Below are 18390 nucleotides of genomic sequence, written 5' to 3' on the forward strand. Positions count from 1 at the left end.
CGGGTGGAGTCCTGCCTACTGCGGGCTGGCGTGTTCGAGGCTGCATAGCCTGCGGCGTGATGCCAGGTACGGACGAGGATGGCCCGGTGGTGATCGACCGGACCTGCTTCCGGGCCGCAGTGGCGGATGCCGCCCGAGCCGGCCGGTAGCAGCGGAAGGTGGAATCAGGCGCTCGGCTCAGTCCCGTCTGCCTGCGGCCGGAGGAAGATCGCGACCAGCACGCCGGTTGCCACGCACAATCCCGCGTTGACCCAGATCGCGGTCGTCACGCCGGACAGGACGGTGCGCCCGCTCACCACCGAGGGAATGGATCCGCGCGGTGGCGATCGCGCTCATGATGGGAATGCCCATCGTGATGCCCACTTGCTGACTCATCGTGGCCCATCCGGTGGCCAAACCCTGCTTGTCGTCGGGTAGGCCGGACGTCGCGGTCACCATTAATCCGACGATCGCCATCAGGTTGGCGATTCCGCCGACGAAGGTGGCGATGTGGACGAGATCATGGTAAACACGCCGTTGGCCGGCCTGCAGGACCGGGTGGAGTCCTACCTGCTGCTCGCCGCGGCCTTCGAGAACTCCCGGACGTCCGACCGTCCTCAGTCTGAGGGTGTGTCAGTCTGAAGTGCGTGTCAGCTCGACTGGGCCTCAGGTGAAGCGACGGGTGCCTGAGTGCTCTGGACCAGTGTCGCCCGAGACCGCCTGCTCGGCGTCCTCGTCGTCCAAGGTGACGCCCTCGAGCGGATTGCCGGCGGCGGTTCCAGTCAATTCGGGTGCCGTGCCGGCTTCCGGCGCGTCGGTGGGTGGGGGTCCGCCGTCCGACGCCCGGCTCAGGCCGCTCGACTGGTTGCTCTCGGTGCGTTCGGACTCGGGGTTGTTGTAGGGATCAATGCCGTCATGCGGCTCAACGTTCTCAGTGGACTGGGTCACGGGCTCACGCTACCGCTCGGAGCTTGTGGTGGCGCTCGGCCGCGCGGAGGCAGAAGGGCCTCCGGTCGTGGCAATACGACGAGCTGCATGCCGGGTATTTGCGATTGCCGGACTATTTCGCGGCGGCAGCGATCGTGATCGTCGACGACGATTCCCTCGGGCCCGGCATAGTCGACACGTTCGAGACCATCGCCCAAAGGCCGTCTTGATGGCCTGTCACGGGGTCCTCACCATCAGAACCGACGCGGTCGATGCTCTTCTTGGTGTAGTTGCCCAACGACGACGCTCTACGGTCCAGCGTCGATGCTCGCCGCTATCGAGGACGCGACCGGGCAGGGATGAGTGTGTCACTCGCCGGCGTACCGACGATGGATCGGGACGCGCTGGTCGCTGCGGTGGAACGACATCTGGACCAGGGCATCGTGGTGATTGCGCCGGTTGCCTCGGCCCAGCAGGCAGTCGCCGGCATTCCACCGAGCGTGCTATTTGTCATGATCGATGGTGATCCGGAGCTTGCGGGGCTACTGGGGCGCCGGCCTCGCCGGCCGCCTCAGTGGCTCGGGATTCGCCCGTCCGACTCAAGCCCAGCCGCGACGAAGCCACCGCTCAACCACGCCGGCCTACCCCTTCCCGCGCGCGTATTGCCAGGTGCTGGCCGCCGACCCGAGGTTCGCGGACGAGGTGGCGATCGACGCCACCGAATCGGAACCGGATCTGTGCAAGCCACGTAACGCCTCGGGTCCCGGCACCGCCCCGCGTTACCGGCCCGACGTACCGCCATGCGCACCGGCCGGTCCACGCTTCTCTGGCAGTACGGCGAGTCGGTTGACCGCGACAACTACGCCGACATCGACCAGATCAATCCCCGGACCGCCGGGTTGCTCGCACCCGACGGCGGCGTCACCGTGGGGCCGCGCTAGCTGTGACGTCAAATCGTCCGAATCGGCAGGTACCTTCGCTGAGAAGCGTCGTCTAGTGCTCGGGCGGCGGAATCAGACCTGCGGCTACAGCCGCTTCCCGGTAGGCGCGGGCGAGATCATCCAATGATGAATGGGCATTCAGTCCACTGGGGTTGGGCACGACCCAGAGCTGGGCGCCGGCCAGACGGTCGGGCTGCTGGCCGACGGTGGCCCGCGGCCGACTGAACGCGATCCGGTACGCGGTGATACCGAGCACCGCCACCACTGCCGGCGCGACGCGATCTACCAACTCCACCAGGCGACGAGCGCCGGCTTCGAGCTCCGTAGCGGTCAGCTCGTCGGCCCGGGCGGTCGCCCGGGGCGCGAGGTTGGTGATTCCGACGCCCGCCGCCAGGAGCAACGCTCGGTCCTCGGCCGAATAACCGGCGGCAGCGTCGATAACCCTGTCAACGATGCCTGCGCGATACAGCGCGGGATAGAACCGATTACCCCGGCGTGCGAAATGCGCCTGAACGGCTGCGGTCCACAAACCAGGGTTGATACCGACGAACAACAGCTGCGTTCGTTCGCCGAGCAGATCAGGCACCGTGGCGTCGCGATAGGAATCCAGCTGCGTCCGGGTGAAGCTCACCGCCGCAGCATAGAAGAGATCGCGCACGGCATCACCGGCGTCCGCAGCAGGACGGCTGACGGTGTCAGCCGATCAGTGACTCGAGCCGCGCGTAGGAGCTCTCCATGCCGTCGGTCATGCCGGTGGCAAGAGCGGTGTCTCGGACTGTGGCATCGGGATAGGTGATGAGCACGGACACCAGCGTGCCGCCCTCGACCGGGGTGAGGGTGAGTTCGTTGGTGGTCGACGGGCCATCGGTGCCAATCATGGTCTCAGTGGTCACGCTTCGGTGTGGCGGCAGGGACTCCAGCAGCGTTCCAGTGAAACTGAACCTTCCTTCGCCGTCGAGCTTTTCCCATTCATAGCGATAGGTCTGCCCCACCTCGGTAGCGACCTCGCACACCGGCATCGTCCAGCCGTCGGGCCCGAGCAGCCACTGCCGCAGCAGTGCCGGCTCCTGGTGTGCCTGCCACACCGCGTCCGGGTCGCCGCGGACGACCCGGCTGATGCGCACCTGGGTGTCGCTGAGAACCTGGGTCGTCGTCCCGTCGCCGGCTGCGAACGCGGCGAGATCGGCGAGGACGGCGTCCATCTGACCCATTGCCTCGGTCATGCCTTGTTCCATGCCCATGCTGAGCAACTTCTCCAACTCGTCGACCGAGTTGAAGCGGGTCGTGGTGGACACCCGGGAGCCATTCGGCGTTGCATCAAAGGCAAAGATCATCCGCATCGAGGGCATCTGGGGGTTCGCCGTGCCGTCCGGGTTCGCGAACCCGTTTCGCACTTCGAAGCTCTTGAGCTCGTCGACGGCGACCCATTCCCAGTAGCCGCGCGAGACGTCGCCATCCGGGCCGGTCATCGCGTACTCGCTGCGACCGCCGACGTAGCCGTCGTGGCGGGTGAACACGGCAGGGTAGGTGGGCGGCCCCCAGAAGCGCTCGAGCATCCGCGGGTCGAGGTAGGCGTCCCAGAGTCGGCGCGGCGTGACGGTGAAGTCGGCGACCACGGTCATGGTGAGCGACTCGGCATCCTTGGTGACGGAGGTGATGGGCATCGTTGGCTCCTGTCTTGTTGTGGCTGTTACTGCGGCTCGGCGAGCAGCGCGTCCAGTCGCTCGACGCGGGCGCGCCAAATTTGTTCATAGGAATCCAGCAGCGCCTGGGCCCGCCGGATCACGTCGGGGTTGCCGCGGACGATCCGCTCACGGCCATGCGGCTGCTTTTTCACCAGCCCGGCTCCCTCCAACACCGCGACATGCTTCTGCACGGCGGCGAAGGACATGTCGTAGGACGCGGCCAGTTCGGAGACCGTCGCCTCACCGGCCAACGTCCGCCGCACGATGTCGCGCCGCGTCGCATCTGCCAAGGCCCGAAAGATCCGGTCGACCTCGGCTTCGCTCAGTGCATCTTGTACAACCATTTGGTTGTATGGTGGCACTCGGCGGAACGCTCGTCAACCCCCTTCCACTCAACTTCCAGTGAGAAGCGACAGGAGCTCCATCGTGGTGCAGGCGTTCTATCACCCTTGACGGCGTCGTCCAGGCGCGCGGCGGCCCGGACGAGGATCGCGAAGGCGGCTTCGAGCACGGCGGCTGGGCGATGGACTACGACGCGGCCGCGGCGGACCAGCCCGACGGGGACGGCGTCGACCACATCGTTGAGGAGTGGGAGAGCAGAACCGAGGCGCTGCTGCTCGGTCGCAGAACGTACGAGATCTTCGCCGGCTCGTGGGGCGTGTGGGACGAGAACGCACCGGGTTGGCAGGGGAGCTGACCAGAAGGTACAACCGCATCCCCAAGTACGTTGCCTCGCGCACGCTGACTGAGGTCGGCTGGCAGAACTCGCAGCTCCTCGGGCCTGACGTTCCCGCTGCGGTCACGAAGCTGCGTGCGGCGCCGCGCGGCGAGATCCGGGTGTGGGGCAGTACCAAACTGATCCGGACAGAGCGCAGCTGGCGTCCCAGCTGTGCTTCGACTTCACCAACTACCGGCTGGGAATAGTCTTCGTCGCAGAGGCCACACGCCCCGACCAGCGAAGAGGGAACGACGCTCAAAATGGAAGGAACCGGCAGCCCGCGAGCGCTAGCGCCGCCCGGCGACGCCTCACCTGGACGGAACATGACTCTGGTCCCCGGGTTCCCGGGGGGGCCCGAGGTCTGTGCGCCGCCAGGGACTCGAACCCCGAACCCGCTGATTAAGAGTCAGCTGCTCTGCCAGTTGAGCTAGCGGCGCCTGTTCAGTTGCTGCGCCCGGTCTTGCTGAGCACGAGTCGAAACCTTACCAGACCGGCGACCCTAGCCCAGACAACCGGGTGTCGGCGTTGACCCCCCTTCCGGCACTGTGGTTGGGTTGGGCGTTACGACGGCAGTGAAGGAAGTCCGGTGCGAATCCGGCGCGGTCCCGCCACTGTTACCGAGGAGCAAGCCCCGACACACCACGGCCGCAAGGCTGGAAGGTGGGGTGAGCGACGCGCCGCCCAGCGGCCAGAATCGGGAGCCAGGATACTTCGGCCGTCGGCAGTGGCCCCAGGGCGTGGATACCCGACGGAGGTAGTGGAATGACCGTGCATGAACCCGGCAGTCGAACGTCGCACGCGCGATCGCTGACCCGCCACTAGATGTCGCGGTTACCTGTCGCGGCCGGCCTGCTGCTCGGCGTCCTCGCCGATGAGCTGTTCGCCGATCCCGCCCGCGCCCATCCGGTGGCTGCCTTCGGCTCGTTCGCCTCCGCGCTCGAGCGGAACCTGTATGCCGACAGCCGCCTCAACGGCACCGTCTTCACCGCGCTCTGCGTGCTGCCGCTCACCGCCGCCGCGGCCGCGGCCGAACGCCGACTGCGCCACCATCCTGCCGTCCGTACGCTCGCCATCGCCACGGCCACCTGGGCAGTCGTCGGCGGCGCTAGCCTGCGGCGCATCGGCTCCAGCCTCGCGCGTCACCTGGACGATGGGAACACCGAGGCGGCGCGGGCGCTCGTGCCCAGCCTGTGCGGCCGAGACCCCCACCAGCTCGACGAGGCCGGAATGGCGCGGGCCACGGTCGAGTCGATCGCCGAGAACACCTCCGACTCCGTCGTGGCGCCGCTGTTCTGGGGAGCGGTCGCCGGCTTGCCCGGCCTGCTCGGTTACCGCGCGGTCAACACCCTGGACGCCATGGTCGGCCACCGCTCGCCCCGCTACGCCCGCTTCGGTACCGCCGCTGCGCGCCTGGACGACCTGCTCAACCTCGCCCCGGCCCGGCTTTCAGCACTGCTCACCCTGGCCGGCGCGCGCACAGTCCATGGCTCGGCACGTGGCGGCTGGAGTGCGTGGCGAGCCGACGCCAGCCGGCACCCCAGCCCGAACGCCGGTCACTGCGAGGCCGCGATGGCGGGCGTGCTCGGCGTTCGGCTGGGTGGCCGCACCGCCTACCGCAGCCATGTCGAGGAGCGCCCGACGCTCGGTTTCGGCCGCGAGCCGGACCCGCAAGACATCGGCAACGCCGTCCGGCTCAGCCATGTCGTGCAGAGCGCGGCGGTGGCCGTGCTGGCCGCGGCGCTCGTGCTGACACGGGCACGTCGGTGAAGGGCTCGCTGCTGGTTGCCGGTGCCAGCTCGGACGCCGGCAAGAGCCTGCTCACCGCCGGTATCTGCCGCTGGCTGGCGCGCGAGGGAGTGTCCGTCGCACCGTTCAAGGCCCAGAACATGTCGAACAACTCCGCGGTCACGGCCGACGGTGGCGAGATCGGCCGGGCGCAGGCCCTGCAGGCGCGGGCGTGCGGCATTGAGGCGTCGGTGCTGATGAATCCGGTGCTGCTCAAGCCGGGCAGCGACCGGCAATCCCACGTCCTGCTGCACGGCAAGCCCTACACCCAGGCCAGCGCTCTGGGCTACCGCGAGCTCAAAACGGCGCTGCGCGAGCAGGTGCTGGCGAGCTACGACACGCTCCGCGGGCAGTACGACGTGGTGGTGTGTGAGGGCGCCGGCAGCCCGGCCGAGATCAACCTGCGCGCGGGCGACCTCGCCAACATGTGGTTGGCGGATCAGCGGAACCTGCCCACCCTGGTGGTCGGTGACGTCGACCGCGGCGGCCTGTTCGCCGCGCTCTACGGCACCCTCGCGCTGCTCGACGACCGGGACCAGTCGCTGGTGGCCGGCTTCGTCGTCAACAAGTTCCGGGGGGACGACCGGCTGCTCGCGCCGGGGCTGGACATGCTGTGCGAGCTGACCGGGCGCCCCGTGCTGGGTGTGCTGCCGTGGCTGCCGGACCTGGATCTGGACGCCGAGGACTCGCTGTCGCTGCCCTGGGCCATCGATGGTGGCAAGCCGGTAGGCGCCGACGTCCTGCGGGTGGCCGCGATCAGGCTGCCCCGGACGTCCAACTCCACCGACGTCGACGCCCTCGGGCGCGAGCCGGGTGTGCTGGTGCACTGGACGACCTCGCCGGCCGACGTGGCCGAGGCCGACCTCGCGGTGCTGCCGGGCAGCCGCGCGACGGTGAGCGACCTGGCGTGGCTGCGTGAGCAGGGGCTGGACCAGGCGCTGTTGCGACGTGGGGTGCTCGGCCGTCCGGTGCTCGGCATCTGCGGCGGCTACCAGATGCTCGCCGGGACGATCACCGACGAGGTGGAATCCGGGGCGGGTACCGTGCCCGGTCTGGGGATGCTGCCGGTGGCGGTGCGGTTCCAGGCGGACAAGGTGCTCGGTCGCCCGACCGGAAACGCCTTCGGTGAGCCGGTCAGCACCGCGTACGAGATCCACCACGGCATCGCAACGCTCACCGCAACCGGGCAGGCCGAACCCTTCCTGGACGGCTACCACAGCGGTGCCGTTTGGGGCACCACCTGGCACGGCGCCTTCGACAGCGACGGTTTCCGCAGGGCGTTCCTGACCCAGGCGGCCTCCGCGGCGGGACGCGACTTCACCGTCGCGCCCGACACCGAGGTCGCCGCCGTCACGGAACAGCAGCTCGACCGGCTCGGCGACGCGGTCTGCCAGCACCTGGACACCGAGGCTCTGACGCGCCTGATCACGTCCGGCGCCCCGCCGGGACTGCCGCGGATTGCCACCCCACTGACCATGCCGAAGCCGATACAGACCACAACACAGCAGCCAGGAGAGCGCACCTCATGACCATCCCCCAGGACCTCAAGGGGTACCCGTTCTCGGCCGTCCTCGGCGCGGACGACATGCGGCTCGCCCTGCTGTTGAACGCGGTGTCCCCGGCGATCGGCGGCGTGCTGGTGCGGGGCGAGAAGGGGACCGCCAAGTCGACAGCAGTCCGCGGGCTGGCCGCGCTGCTCCCTGACCTCGCGGTGGTCGAGGGCTGCCGGTTCGGCTGTGATCCGGCCGCGCCGCAGTCGAACTGCCCGGACGGGCCGCACCTCGACCCGAAGGCCGTCGTCGTACCCGCCCGGCTGGTGGAACTGCCGGTCGGCGCGTCCGAGGACCGGGTGGTCGGCTCGCTGGACCTGGAAAAGGCGCTGTCCCACGGCACCCGCGCGTTCGAGCCCGGCCTGCTCGCCGGTGCGCATCGCGGAATCCTCTATGTCGACGAGGTGAACCTGCTGGCCGACCACCTGGTGGACGTCCTGCTGGATGCCTCGGCGATGGGCCGCAACCACGTCGAGCGGGATGCCGTGTCGGTCAGCCACCCGGCGCGGTTCGTCCTTATCGGCTCGATGAATCCCGAGGAGGGCGAGCTCCGCCCGCAGCTGCTGGACCGCTTCGGGCTGACCGTGGACGTGGCCGCCAGCCGGGACCCGGAGGTGCGCGTCGAGGTGGTCCGGCGACGACTGGACGCTGACGCCGACCCGGCCGACTTCGCCGAGCGCTGGGCCGCCGCCGAAGCCGACCTTGCCCAGCAGATCGTCCGTGCCCGGGAACTGCTGGGACAGGTCGTGCTGACGGACGCGGCGCTGCGCCAGATCGCCGAGGTGTGTGCGGCGTTCGACGTGGACGGCATGCGTGCCGACATCGTCACCGCCCGCACCGCCGCGGCTCATGCGGCGTGGCACGGGCGTACCCAGGTGACCGAGGAGGACGTCCGGGCCGCTGCTCTGCTGGCGCTGCCGCACCGCCGCCGGCGCAATCCCTTTGACGAGCCCGGCTTGGACACCGAGGCGCTGGATGATGCGCTGGAGCGCTCGCGGCCGGAGGATGAGCCCGAACCCGATCCGGACGGCGGCGGTGAACCACCGTCGGATGATTCCGGGACAGCGGAGTCTGAAACCACGGAACCCGGCACGGGCGACCCAAGCAGCTCGTCAGACACCGGTAAGCCGGACCAGCAGCCGGACGGCCAACCCCGCGCGAGCGGATCCCAGACGGTGGCGACCGGCCGGGCTGGAAAGGCGAAGGTGCTCCGGGGCACCGGCCGGTCCGCGGGAGCCCCGGGCCGCCGGGCCGCCGCGCGTACCGGTAGGGGCCGGGTCGTGCGCGCGCTGCCCACCGGCGCGACGAGCGGCCCGATCCACCTGAGCGCCACCGTGACCGCGGCCGCGCCCCAGCAACTGTCACGCGGCCGCGACACCGGCCGGTTACGGTTGGCGCGCCAGGATCTGCGCCGCGCCGAGCAGCACGGCAAAGAGGGGAATCTAGTGCTGTTCGTGGTGGATGCCAGCGGATCGATGGCGGCTCGGACCAGGATGAGTGAGGTCAAGGGCGCGATCCTGTCCCTGTTGCTGGACGCCTACCAGCGCCGCGACAAGGTCGGCCTGATCACGTTCCGCGGGGCCGCGGCTGAACTGGTGCTGCCACCGACCGGTTCGGTGTCCTCGGCGGCCCGCCGGCTCGATGCCCTCGCGACCGGTGGCCGCACCCCGCTGGCGGCTGGTTTGGTCAAAGCCGCACAGGTGATTCGCACCGAGTCGCTGCGGGATTCGGTGCGCCGGCCGCTGATCATCGTCATCACCGATGGTCGCGCCGACACCAAGGCCGCCGCCCGGGCCGGGTTGGGCCTGCGCGGGCAGGACGTGATCATCGTTGACTGCGAGCGCGGCCCGGTGCGGCTGCGGCTGGCCGAGCGGCTGGCCTATGACCTGCACGCGCAGTACCTATCGCTGGGTGACGTCACCAGCGAACCACTCACCGCCATCGTCAGCGATTGGAGGGCAGCCTGATGCCACAGGGCAAACCAGAGACGGTCCCGCAGGACGGCCTCACCACCCGGCAGCGCCGCAACCGGCCGCTGACCATGGTGCACACCGGCCCGATGAAGGGAAAGTCGACTGCCGCGTTCGGCATGGCGTTGCGCGCGTGGAACGCCGGCATGAGCGTCGGGGTGTTCCAGTTCGTGAAGAGTGCCAAGTGGCGGGTCGGCGAGGAGTCGGCGTTCGCCGCGCTGAACACGGTGTACGAGACGACGGGCCAGGGCGCCCCGGTGCGCTGGCACAAGATGGGTGAGGGCTGGTCGTGGATTCAGCGACCTGGTCACGAGGCCGACCACGCCGCGGATGCCCAGGAGGGCTGGCGCCAGATCCAGCGCGATCTCGCCGCCGAAACCTACCGGTTCTACGTCCTGGACGAGTTCACCTATCCGATGAAGTGGGGTTGGGTCGACGTCAACGAGGTCGTGCACACGTTGGAGAACCGGCCGGGCGCGCAGCACGTCGTCATCACGGGACGGGACGCCGCACCGGCGCTGCTCGAACACGCCGACCTGGTGACGGAGATGACGAAGGTCAAACATCCTATGGACGCTGGCCAAAAAGGCCAGCGGGGCATCGAGTGGTGAGCCGCGGGCGGCTACCCCGGGTGGTCATCGCCGCGCCGGCCAGCGGGACCGGCAAGACCATGGTGGCGACCGGCTTGCTGGCTGCCCTGCGCAGGCAGGGGCTGGAGGTGAGCTGCCACAAGATCGGCCCTGACTACATCGACCCCGGCTATCACGCGCTCGCCGCCGGCCGGGTCGGGCGCAACCTCGACGCCTGGCTGGTCGGTGAACAGCGGATCGCTCCGCTGCTGCTGCACGGCGCCCGCACGCCGCGGCAGGCCGACATCGCGGTGATCGAAGGAGTGATGGGCCTGCACGACGGTGCCGTCGGACGGGGTAACTTCGCCTCGACCGCGCACATCGCCAAGCTCACCGGCTCGCCGGTGCTGCTGGTGCTCGACACCACCGCCCAGGGTCGGTCGGCCGCCGCGCTCGTGCTGGGAATGCAGTTGTTCGACAAGGACATTCGCATTGCCGGGGTCATCCTCAACCGGGTTGGCAGCGATCGGCACGAGCGGCTGCTGCGGGACGCGCTGGCCGAGGTGGGCACCCCGGTGGTGGGTGCGATCGGCCGGTCGGACGCCGTGGTCACGCCGTCCAGGCATCTCGGTCTGATTCCGGCGGCCGAGCGGCACGGCGAGGCCGAACGGACCGTCACCGCGCTCGCCGATCTCATCGAGAGCAGTGTCGATCTCGCGGCCGTGCGCGCGGTCGCCGAGTCCGCCCCGGACCTCGACGTCGCACCGTGGAATCCGGTTGACGAGGTCGAATGTGCTGGCAGTGACGTCCCTATCGCGGTTGCGTCCGGCCCGGCATTCACCTTCAGCTACGCCGAGACCAGTGAGCTGCTGACCGCGGCGGGCGCCCTGGTCACACCGTTCGATCCGACCCGGGACGCGGCGCTGCCAGTGGGCACGGCGGGGGTCGTCATCGGCGGCGGCTTTCCCGAGCTGCACGCCGAGGCGCTGTCGGACAATGCATTGTTGCGAGCGGACCTGGCGGAATTCGACGGCCCGATCGCCGCGGAGTGCGCCGGTTTGCTTTACCTGGCAGCCGAACTCGACGGCAAGCCGATGGTCGGCAAGCTCGACGCGCACGCCCGCATGACCCGGCGGCTGACCCTCGGATACCGCGAGGCGATCGCCGAATCGGACTCACCGGTTGCCCGCGCCGGCGAGCGGGTGCATGGGCACGAGTTCCACCGGACAGTCACCGATCCCGGCCACGGCGACGTCGCAGCCTGGCTGTATGCCGGTGAGCATCGCGGCGCCAGGCAGGGTTTCAGCACAGGCCGAATCCACGCCTCGTACCTGCACACGCACTGGGCCGGCCAGCCGTCCGCGGCGCAGCGTTTCGTGCAAGCGTGCCGATGACAACGCGCACGCCCGCGGCAGCCCTGCCGGCGATAGCGGACGGCCCGCTGCTCGTGGCCGGAATCGGTGCGAGCTTCGGGGTGTCCGTCGACGAGCTGCGGTCCCTGCTCGAAGTAGCTCTCGCCGGCGTGGGGCTCACCCCGGCGGCGATCGATGCCTTCGCCACCGTCGAGGCCAAGGCGAACGAAGAGGCCCTGCTGGTACTGGCTCGGGAGTACGACGTGCCGCTGCTGCTCCACCCGGCCGCCAAGCTCAGTCGGGTCGCCGTCCCACATCCCAGCGATCGGGTCGCCGAGGCGGTCGGCACAGCCAGCGTCGCCGAGGCCGCGGCGCTGCTCGGGTCCCCGGACTGGAAGGGGAGGCTCGCCGAACAGTCGGCGGAGCTGCTCGTCGACAAGACCGCGAGCCCGCGGGCGACGGTGGCCATTGCGCGGCACTGGCTGGCCGATCTGCGCCACCACGGTGACGCCGAGCTCGGCCCCGACCTGCTCGACCTCGCCGTCAACGTTGCCCCTGACCCGCTTCCTGACTGGCTTGCCGGCGTGCTCCGCGACGCCTGCGCGAACATGCGGAACTATCCCGATGCCCGATCCGCGACCGCCGCGGTGGCTCGGCGGCACGGCCGGACCGAGGACGAGGTCTTGCTGACGGCCGGCGCCGCAGAGGCGTTCACCCTTATCGCACAGGGAGTTTCTCGTGGCAAGGCCGTCATCGTTCACCCGCAGTTCACCGAGCCCGAGGTCGCCCTGCGGGCAGCCGGCTGGCAGGTGGAGCGGGTCGTGCTGCAGGCGAAGGGCTGGTTCCAGCTGGACCCGGCCACGGTTGCTGACGATGCCACGCTGGTGGTGATCGGTAACCCCACCAACCCGACCGGGGTGCTGCACCCTCGCGAGACGCTGCGCCAGCTGCGCAGGCCCGGCCGCGTTCTCCTGGTGGACGAGGCGTTCATGGATCTGGTTCCGGACGAGCCGCAGAGCTTGGCTGACGACCCGGACCTCGACGGCATCGTCGTGGTGCGGTCGCTGACCAAGACCTGGGGGCTGGCAGGACTGCGGATCGGGTACCTGCTGGGTGACCCGAGCGTGATCACAGCCGCCGCCGCCGTGCAGCCGCACTGGTCGGTGTCCACTCCGGCGCTGGCCGCCGCTGCCGGCTGCATGAGCGTCGAGGGCGTCCGGGAGGGGCACCGGCGTGCGGTGGCGCTGACCGAGCAACGGGGTTGGCTGTCCATCGCGCTGGCCGAGCGTGGCTTCGAGGTAGCGCCCGATCCGGCTGGTCCCTTCGTCCTCACCCGTCATCCCAAGCGGCAGCGGTTGCACGCGGAACTGCGTTCGGCCGGCATTGCGGTGCGCCGCGCGGATACCTTTCCCGGCCTCGGCCCGGGATGGGTACGGATCTCGGTACGGGACGACGCCGCCATGCGGCAACTGCTGACGGCCTTGGACGCTGCCAGTTCAGACGGTGCCAGTTCAGACGGTGCCAGTTCAGACGGTGGTGATCCGGAGTGACCTGGCCGAGGCCCGTGCCTATCATCGGGGATCAATCGGCCGCCTCGGAACGGGCCGGTGACCCGTCCGGCTGGGCGCTGGGCGAGCAGGTGGCGGCTGCGCTGGCGACTGTGCTGGGCGCCCGCCGCGATGTCCGCCGCTACCGTCCCGACCCGGTTCCGGCCGAGCTGCTCGACGCGGTCCTGGGCGCCGGCCATCAGGCGCCGTCGGTGGGGCATTCTCAGCCCTGGCGTTTCATCGTCGTGCGCGAGGCCGCGACTCGGGACCGCGCCGTGCTGCTGTCGGACCGGGAACGACTGCGCCAGGCCGAACAGTTGGAGCCGGACCGGCGGGCGCGGTTACTCGACCTGCAACTCGAGGGCATTCGGGAGGCACCGCTGGGCATCGTGGTGGCCTGCGATCGGCGAGCACCGGCCGCTGGCGTGCTCGGCCGGGCCAGCTTCGGCGATGCCGACCTGTGGAGCTGCGCCTGCGCCATCGAGAACATGTGGCTGACGGCACGCGCGGCCGGCCTCGGCATGGGCTGGGTGACGCTGTTCCAGCCGGCTGACCTGGTTGAGCTGCTGCACCTGCCGCCGGGCGTGGAGACGTTGGGATGGCTCTGCCTGGGCTGGCCGGACGAGCGACCGCCGGAGCCGGGCCTGCAGCGCGCCGGCTGGTCCCAGCGGCTGACGCTCGATGAGGTCGTCATGTCCGAACGCTGGCCGGACGACGACCAGGCCCCACCACCGTCCTATCTGGCCACCGCAGCCCAGGCTGTACCGCCCGCATCCCAGCAAGCACAGCTCGCGGCCCCGACCGCCGGCGCGGTGGTCAGCGCCCGCGACTCCGGCGATCGGCTGCTCACCGCGCCCGGTTCCCTCGGCGTGCTCGACACGATGGTGAACCGGGTGCTGGCCCTCGGCCATGCCGAGCTCACCGGCGGCACGCTGGCCCTGGTGTTCGCCCAGCACCCGGTCACAGCGCTCGGCGTCTCGGCCTATCCCGCCGGCGTGACCACAGATGTGTTGGCGGCGACGCTAGCCGGCGAGGCCCTCGGCGCGGTCACCGCGGCGGCGACGGGGCTGGCCATCCGGTCGGTGTGGGCAAGTGCCCGGTCGGTACAGGGAGATCTTGTTAGGACGGACGCGCTGACGCCGGCCGACACGGCTCGATTGCTGGCCGAGGGGAGTGAACTCGGGCGTTCGCTCGCGGCCGATGGCCTGGTGTGCCTGGGCGAGGTGGCGGTCGGAAACACCACCGTCGCCGCGGCGCTCGCGGGTGTGCTGCTGGGTGTGCCGGCCACGGACGTCGTCGGCTTGGGCGTCGGAGCGGACGCGGCCATGCTGGAGCGCAAGCGCGAGGTGGTTGACACTGCGACCGAGCGGGCCCGGGTCGAGTACGGCCAGGACCTGCGCGAGCCGACTGTGCTGCTGTCCGCGCTCGGCGGTCCCGAATTCGCGATGCTCACCGGCGTCGTGCTCGGCGCGGCGTCGGCGGGTGCGGCGGTCGTTCTCGACGGCCTGGCCACCAGTGTCGCCGCGCTTCTCGCGGTACGGATGCAGCCGGTCGCACAGGCGCACCTGATCGCGGGCCAGCGCAGCCGGGAGCGGGCGCACGGACTGGTGCTCACCGAACTGGGCCTGGAGCCGCTGCTCGACCTGCGGCTGCGCTCCGGCGAGGGCGTCGGGGCGTGTCTTGGGGCGCAGCTGCTACTTGCCGGCCTGCGGATCCGCCGGACCGTCGGCCGGGTTTCCTTCTGAGCCGGCGCCGTCCGTAGCAAACCGCGCCACCGATAAAAAGCAGCCCCCGGGGAAACCGGAGGCTGCAGTGGGGTGAGTGACGGGACTTGAACCCGCGACATCCGCGACCACAACGCGGCGCTCTACCAGCTGAGCTACACCCACCATCGCCCTGCCGATATGCCGTGGCAGATCCGCAGAGCCAGATCAGTTTAGCTGCTCGTCCGGCTAGCTCTCTACCGGGTTGGCAGTCGATTGCGCCTCGGCAACAACGGGCACCCCGCTGCCACCACCGAGCACCGCCTTGGCTGCCGCAGCGGCCTGGTCGCTGTTCGGGCCGGGCGGTGGCACGAAGACGGTGGCCCGGTAGTAGCGCAGCTCGTCGACGCTCTCGTGGATGTCGGCCAGCGCCCGGTGGGCCAGTCCCTTGGGCGGCTGGCCGTAGTACACCCGGCGGTACCAGCGGCGAGTCAGTTCCTTGATCGAGGACACGTCGATCATCCGGTAGTGCAGGTGAGCATCGAGATCGGGCATGTCGCGGATGATGAAACCGCGGTCGGTGGCGATCGAGTTGCCACACAGCGGGGCGGTTCTCGGTTCGGGAACGAAGCGTTTGATGTAGTCGAGAACCTGGCGCTCCGCCTCGCCCAGGGTGACCGTGGATTTGCGGACCAGCTCCGTCAGACCGGACGTCTCGTGCATTTGGCGCACGAACGGAACCATGGTGTCAAGCACGTCGTCGGCGCAGCCGATCACGATGTCCAGGCCCTCGTCCAGCACGTTGAGTTCGCTGTCGGTCACCAGCACGGCGATCTCGATCAGGGCGTCCCGGCTCAGTTCCAGCCCGGTCATCTCGCAGTCGATCCAGACCAGCTTGTCGTCTTTTTCTTCTCTCTCGCTCACGTGGCGAAGCCTAGATCAGATCGGTCCTGGCTGTTGGAGGATGCGGCGGATGCCGAGCCCGCTGATGGTCCCGAGGCACGCCCAGACCAGCAGGGCGCCGATCAACTCCCCGTGGTCCAGGCCCCAGTAGTTGGCGTGATCCCACGGGAAGCCGTGACTCCACCGGGTGTAGACCTTGAACAGCACGAGCCCGGCGCCCAGGTTGTAGACGGTTGCCCAGCCGAAGTTCAGCAGGTACGCCCCCGCCATCGCCCAGACCAGGTACTGCGTTCCGAACGCGGGGCTGAGAAACAGGAACGCGACGAGTGAGAGCCCGACGGCCTCGGTCGCCATGCCGGGTCGGCGCCACACCAGCAGCGCGGGCACCACAGCGCACAGCAGCACGACGGGGAAGCGGCCGGTGCCGATCAGGAAGTTCGCCCAGTCGGGGTTCCCGAACCAGTGCCCGATCTGGATGAGGCCCCACTGGCTGATGCCGCTTCCGGCGTAACCCAGGACGTCCTTGCGGACGGCCGGCCCCTGGCCGATCAGCGCCGGCAGCCAGGTGACTGCGAATGCCGCCAGGAAGCCGGCCGAGAACCGGATCAACGGTCGGCGACCCTTGGTCAGCGCCAGCACCAGCAATGCGGGCACCGCGACAACCGGGACGATCTTGATGCCGATGGCCAGCCCCATCGCGATGCCACCGGCCACCGGCTTGTCCCGGTCACCGAGCAGGTACAGGGCCAGCAGGGTCAGCATCACGAAGATCGGGTCGGTGTTGCCGTGAAAGCCCGAGATGACGAAGAGCACGGGGCTGAATGCGACGAGGCCGCCGGCCCAGGTCGCCTCGCGCAGGGTCCGCCGGCGGCGCAGCAGTTCGAACACCAGGGCCGCGGAGGCGACATCGGCCAGACTCGCCACGGAGCGGATGGAGAACTGGATGCTGAACCCGTGATGGCGTCCGAAATTCACGAGCTCCAGCAGGTAGCCGATCAGCGGTGGGTGGTTGTAGAAGGAGCGCTCGAAGTGGATGCCGTACACACCGACAGGTCCACGGCTGGCAACTCCGTTGACGAAGTCCGTCCAGTGCCGGATGTCGTTGGTGCCGTACGTGGTCGCTGCGATGATCAATTTCAGCCCGAACGCGATGAGGGCCAGCAGCAGCACCAGTCGGCGCGCCCGCGCAACCTCCAGACCGGACCCGCTTGCGGTGCCGACGTCCCGCGAGACAGCCGTCGCGGTGGTTGCCTCAGGCATGGTGCGTGACGGAGCCGGCGTTGTGGGGGCGTAGCCGGGCGACGAACTGGTAGCCGAACACGGTGGGGCGAAGTTCGACGAGCTTGCGATCGACGCGTCGGGCGGAGCGCGACTTCCAGCTGTCATCCCGGGTCAGCACCTCGAACGGCAGGCCGGTGTATTCCAATTGCACGATGTCCAGTCCGCTGGCGCTGATCGTCCGGCGCAGTCCCTTGCGCGAGAAGAACCTCAGGTGCGTCTCGTCCAGAATGCCCCGGCGATCGTAGTCGAACGCGCCGGCGGCGACCCGGCCGCGGGAGTACCAGTGGCCGAAGTTCGGGGTCGAGATGATGATCTGCCCGGTCGGTGACAGGACTTCGGCCATCTGGCGCAGCAGCCGCTCGGGATCGCGGACGTGTTCGATGACGTCCGCGGCCACGACGACGTCGTAGTCGCCGCCCACCTCTTCGGCGATGCCGTCCTCGAGGTCGCCGAGAAAGAAGTCGTCGATGCGGGACCGGACGCCGGGAATCTCGATGCTGTCCACGCCGACGACCTTGTGGCCGAGCGCGCGGATCCGCTCGGACAGCCTGCCACCGGAGCAGCCGAGATCGAGGACACGGCCGGACGGCAGGTCGGCCAGCATGCCGGTGATGACGGTGTGCGAGGTGCCCTCGGCCTCCTTACCGCCGTACTCGGGGTCACTCGGTACCCATTTGTGGGTGCCGATGCCGACCTTCGCGAGCCGGTACTGCGCCACGTCGCGGACCACGTCACGGGCGTACTTCACGCCGTCGACGTAGCAGATCTCGTCGCCGTAATAGGTGGGAATCGGAACCTCGACGATGCGCTTTCCGGCGTCGAGCAGCTGGATGATGATCTGGGTGTCGAAGTCGAAGTCGTCGGTGTTGAACTCGATCGGCAGCTCCGCGAGCGCGGACAGCCGGTAGGCGCGGTAGCCGGAGTGGAATTCCGAGAGGGACGAGCTGAGCAGGCGGTTCTCGAAGGCGGTGAGCACCTTGTTGCCGAGGTACTTGTACAGCGGCATGCCGCCGGCGCGTGCGGAGCCGGGTTCCAGCATCCGGGAGCCGAACACCGCGTCGGCCTCGCCGCGCTCCAGCGGGCCGAGCAGGTCGCCCATCGCCTCGGGGGCGTACTGGCCGTCGGCGTGCAGCAGCACCACGATGTCGAGGCCGCGCTCGATCGCCAGCCGGTAGCCGGCCTTCTGGTTGCCGCCGTAGCCGAGGTTGCTGACATGCCTGATCACGGTGGTCGGGATGGCGCCGTTGGCCTCGCGCCAGGCCAGGCCCGCGTCGACGGTGTTGTCCTGGCTGGCGTCGTCACAGATCAGAATCTCGTCGATCCGGGGCCGCAGGTCGTACGGGATGCGGTCGAGGGTGGCCTGCAGGGTCGACTCGGCGTTGTACGCGACGACCAGCACACCTACCTTGGGCCGGGCGCCGCGTGCGTCATCGGGGGGCGTCGAGGCGGCTCCGGAGAGGTCCTGCAGCATGAAGCCACG

The 18390-nt window shown here is 69.4% G+C and carries 17 protein-coding genes, 2 tRNA genes, 1 pseudogene and 1 riboswitch; of the genes and pseudogenes, 10 read left to right on the forward strand and 10 right to left on the reverse strand.

The annotated features are described in order from the left end of the window. Positions 1-164: 164 nt before the first annotated feature. Positions 165-492 (reverse strand): annotated as a pseudogene (locus tag RM423_RS26240) (MFS transporter); the annotation flags it as partial. Between RM423_RS26240 and RM423_RS03270 the strand changes: the two are divergent. Continuing rightward, positions 490-621, forward strand: coding sequence for a hypothetical protein (locus RM423_RS03270; protein ID WP_311421562.1), 132 nt, complete (start codon positions 490-492; stop codon positions 619-621). The pseudogene RM423_RS26240 and the gene RM423_RS03270 overlap by 3 nt on opposite strands. Positions 622-645: 24 nt before the next feature. On the opposite strand, the gene RM423_RS03275 is transcribed toward RM423_RS03270, so the two are convergent. After that, entirely contained in the window at positions 646-927 is a 282-nt protein-coding gene (locus RM423_RS03275) for a hypothetical protein (RefSeq protein ID WP_311421563.1), read from the reverse strand. A 779-nt stretch (positions 928-1706) separates the two neighbouring features. On the opposite strand from RM423_RS03275, the gene RM423_RS03280 reads away from it, so the two are divergent. Then, a complete protein-coding gene (locus RM423_RS03280) occupies positions 1707-1847 on the forward strand; it encodes a hypothetical protein (protein ID WP_311421564.1) in 141 nt (46 codons plus the stop codon). A gap of 52 nt (positions 1848-1899) precedes the next feature. On the opposite strand, the gene RM423_RS03285 is transcribed toward RM423_RS03280, so the two are convergent. From RM423_RS03285 to RM423_RS03295, 3 genes are all read right to left on the reverse strand, one after another. Continuing rightward, a complete protein-coding gene (locus RM423_RS03285) occupies positions 1900-2478 on the reverse strand; it encodes a mismatch-specific DNA-glycosylase (RefSeq protein WP_396327582.1) in 579 nt (192 codons plus the stop codon). Between the two features lie 64 nt (positions 2479-2542). After that, on the reverse strand, positions 2543-3511 hold the full coding sequence (locus RM423_RS03290) for an SRPBCC family protein (RefSeq protein ID WP_311421566.1): 969 nt from the start codon (positions 3509-3511) through the stop codon (positions 2543-2545). A gap of 26 nt (positions 3512-3537) precedes the next feature. After that, positions 3538-3876, reverse strand: coding sequence for an ArsR/SmtB family transcription factor (locus tag RM423_RS03295; RefSeq protein WP_311421567.1), 339 nt, complete (start codon positions 3874-3876; stop codon positions 3538-3540). A 179-nt stretch (positions 3877-4055) separates the two neighbouring features. Here RM423_RS03295 and RM423_RS03300 point away from each other — a divergent pair, with 179 nt between their 5' ends. Continuing rightward, the gene (locus tag RM423_RS03300; RefSeq protein ID WP_311421568.1) at positions 4056-4229 is read left to right on the forward strand and encodes a hypothetical protein; all 174 of its coding nucleotides are present in this window, start codon (positions 4056-4058) and stop codon (positions 4227-4229) included. 385 nt (positions 4230-4614) lie between these two features. Here the strand turns inward: RM423_RS03300 and RM423_RS03305 are convergent. Beyond that, positions 4615-4687: transfer RNA gene (locus RM423_RS03305), tRNA-Lys, on the reverse strand. 138 nt (positions 4688-4825) lie between these two features. Continuing rightward, positions 4826-4962: riboswitch (cobalamin riboswitch) on the forward strand. A 110-nt stretch (positions 4963-5072) separates the two neighbouring features. On the opposite strand from RM423_RS03305, the gene RM423_RS03310 reads away from it, so the two are divergent. The 7 genes from RM423_RS03310 to bluB are packed head-to-tail and all read left to right on the forward strand — an operon-like array spanning position 5073 to position 14768. Next, positions 5073-6017 (forward strand): cobalamin biosynthesis protein, encoded by a 945-nt coding sequence (locus RM423_RS03310; RefSeq protein ID WP_311421569.1) that lies wholly within the window; start codon positions 5073-5075, stop codon positions 6015-6017. Then, a complete protein-coding gene (locus RM423_RS03315; RefSeq protein ID WP_311421570.1) occupies positions 6014-7564 on the forward strand; it encodes a cobyric acid synthase in 1551 nt (516 codons plus the stop codon). The genes RM423_RS03310 and RM423_RS03315 overlap by 4 nt, the downstream gene beginning before the upstream one ends. Continuing rightward, positions 7561-9552 (forward strand): putative cobaltochelatase, encoded by a 1992-nt coding sequence (locus tag RM423_RS03320; protein WP_311421571.1) that lies wholly within the window; start codon positions 7561-7563, stop codon positions 9550-9552. Before RM423_RS03315 ends, RM423_RS03320 begins: the two co-directional genes overlap by 4 nt. Beyond that, positions 9552-10166, forward strand: coding sequence for a cob(I)yrinic acid a,c-diamide adenosyltransferase (gene cobO, locus RM423_RS03325; RefSeq protein ID WP_396327583.1), 615 nt, complete (start codon positions 9552-9554; stop codon positions 10164-10166). Before RM423_RS03320 ends, cobO begins: the two co-directional genes overlap by 1 nt. Then, positions 10160-11518 (forward strand): cobyrinate a,c-diamide synthase, encoded by a 1359-nt coding sequence (locus tag RM423_RS03330; protein WP_396327575.1) that lies wholly within the window; start codon positions 10160-10162, stop codon positions 11516-11518. Before cobO ends, RM423_RS03330 begins: the two co-directional genes overlap by 7 nt. Further along, the gene (gene cobC, locus RM423_RS03335) at positions 11515-13026 is read left to right on the forward strand and encodes an Rv2231c family pyridoxal phosphate-dependent protein CobC (RefSeq protein WP_311421727.1); all 1512 of its coding nucleotides are present in this window, start codon (positions 11515-11517) and stop codon (positions 13024-13026) included. Before RM423_RS03330 ends, cobC begins: the two co-directional genes overlap by 4 nt. Then, entirely contained in the window at positions 13023-14768 is a 1746-nt protein-coding gene (gene bluB, locus RM423_RS03340; protein ID WP_396327576.1) for a 5,6-dimethylbenzimidazole synthase, read from the forward strand. Before cobC ends, bluB begins: the two co-directional genes overlap by 4 nt. A 68-nt stretch (positions 14769-14836) precedes the next feature. Here bluB and RM423_RS03345 read toward each other — a convergent pair. The 4 genes from RM423_RS03345 to RM423_RS03360 form a co-directional block, all read right to left on the reverse strand. Continuing rightward, positions 14837-14912, reverse strand: a tRNA-His gene (locus RM423_RS03345). Positions 14913-14975: 63 nt separating this feature from the next. Next, positions 14976-15599: an oligoribonuclease gene (orn, locus tag RM423_RS03350; protein ID WP_396327584.1), complete on the reverse strand. Its 624-nt coding sequence runs from the start codon at positions 15597-15599 to the stop codon at positions 14976-14978. 66 nt (positions 15600-15665) lie between these two features. Next, the gene (locus tag RM423_RS03355; protein WP_311421576.1) at positions 15666-16889 is read right to left on the reverse strand and encodes a glycosyltransferase family 39 protein; all 1224 of its coding nucleotides are present in this window, start codon (positions 16887-16889) and stop codon (positions 15666-15668) included. Beyond that, positions 16882-18381, reverse strand: coding sequence for a methyltransferase domain-containing protein (locus RM423_RS03360; RefSeq protein ID WP_311421577.1), 1500 nt, complete (start codon positions 18379-18381; stop codon positions 16882-16884). Before RM423_RS03360 ends, RM423_RS03355 begins: the two co-directional genes overlap by 8 nt. Positions 18382-18390 lie beyond the last annotated feature (9 nt).

The organism is Jatrophihabitans lederbergiae, assembly GCF_031845305.1.
Lineage (GTDB): Bacteria > Actinomycetota > Actinomycetes > Mycobacteriales > Jatrophihabitantaceae > Jatrophihabitans_A > Jatrophihabitans_A lederbergiae.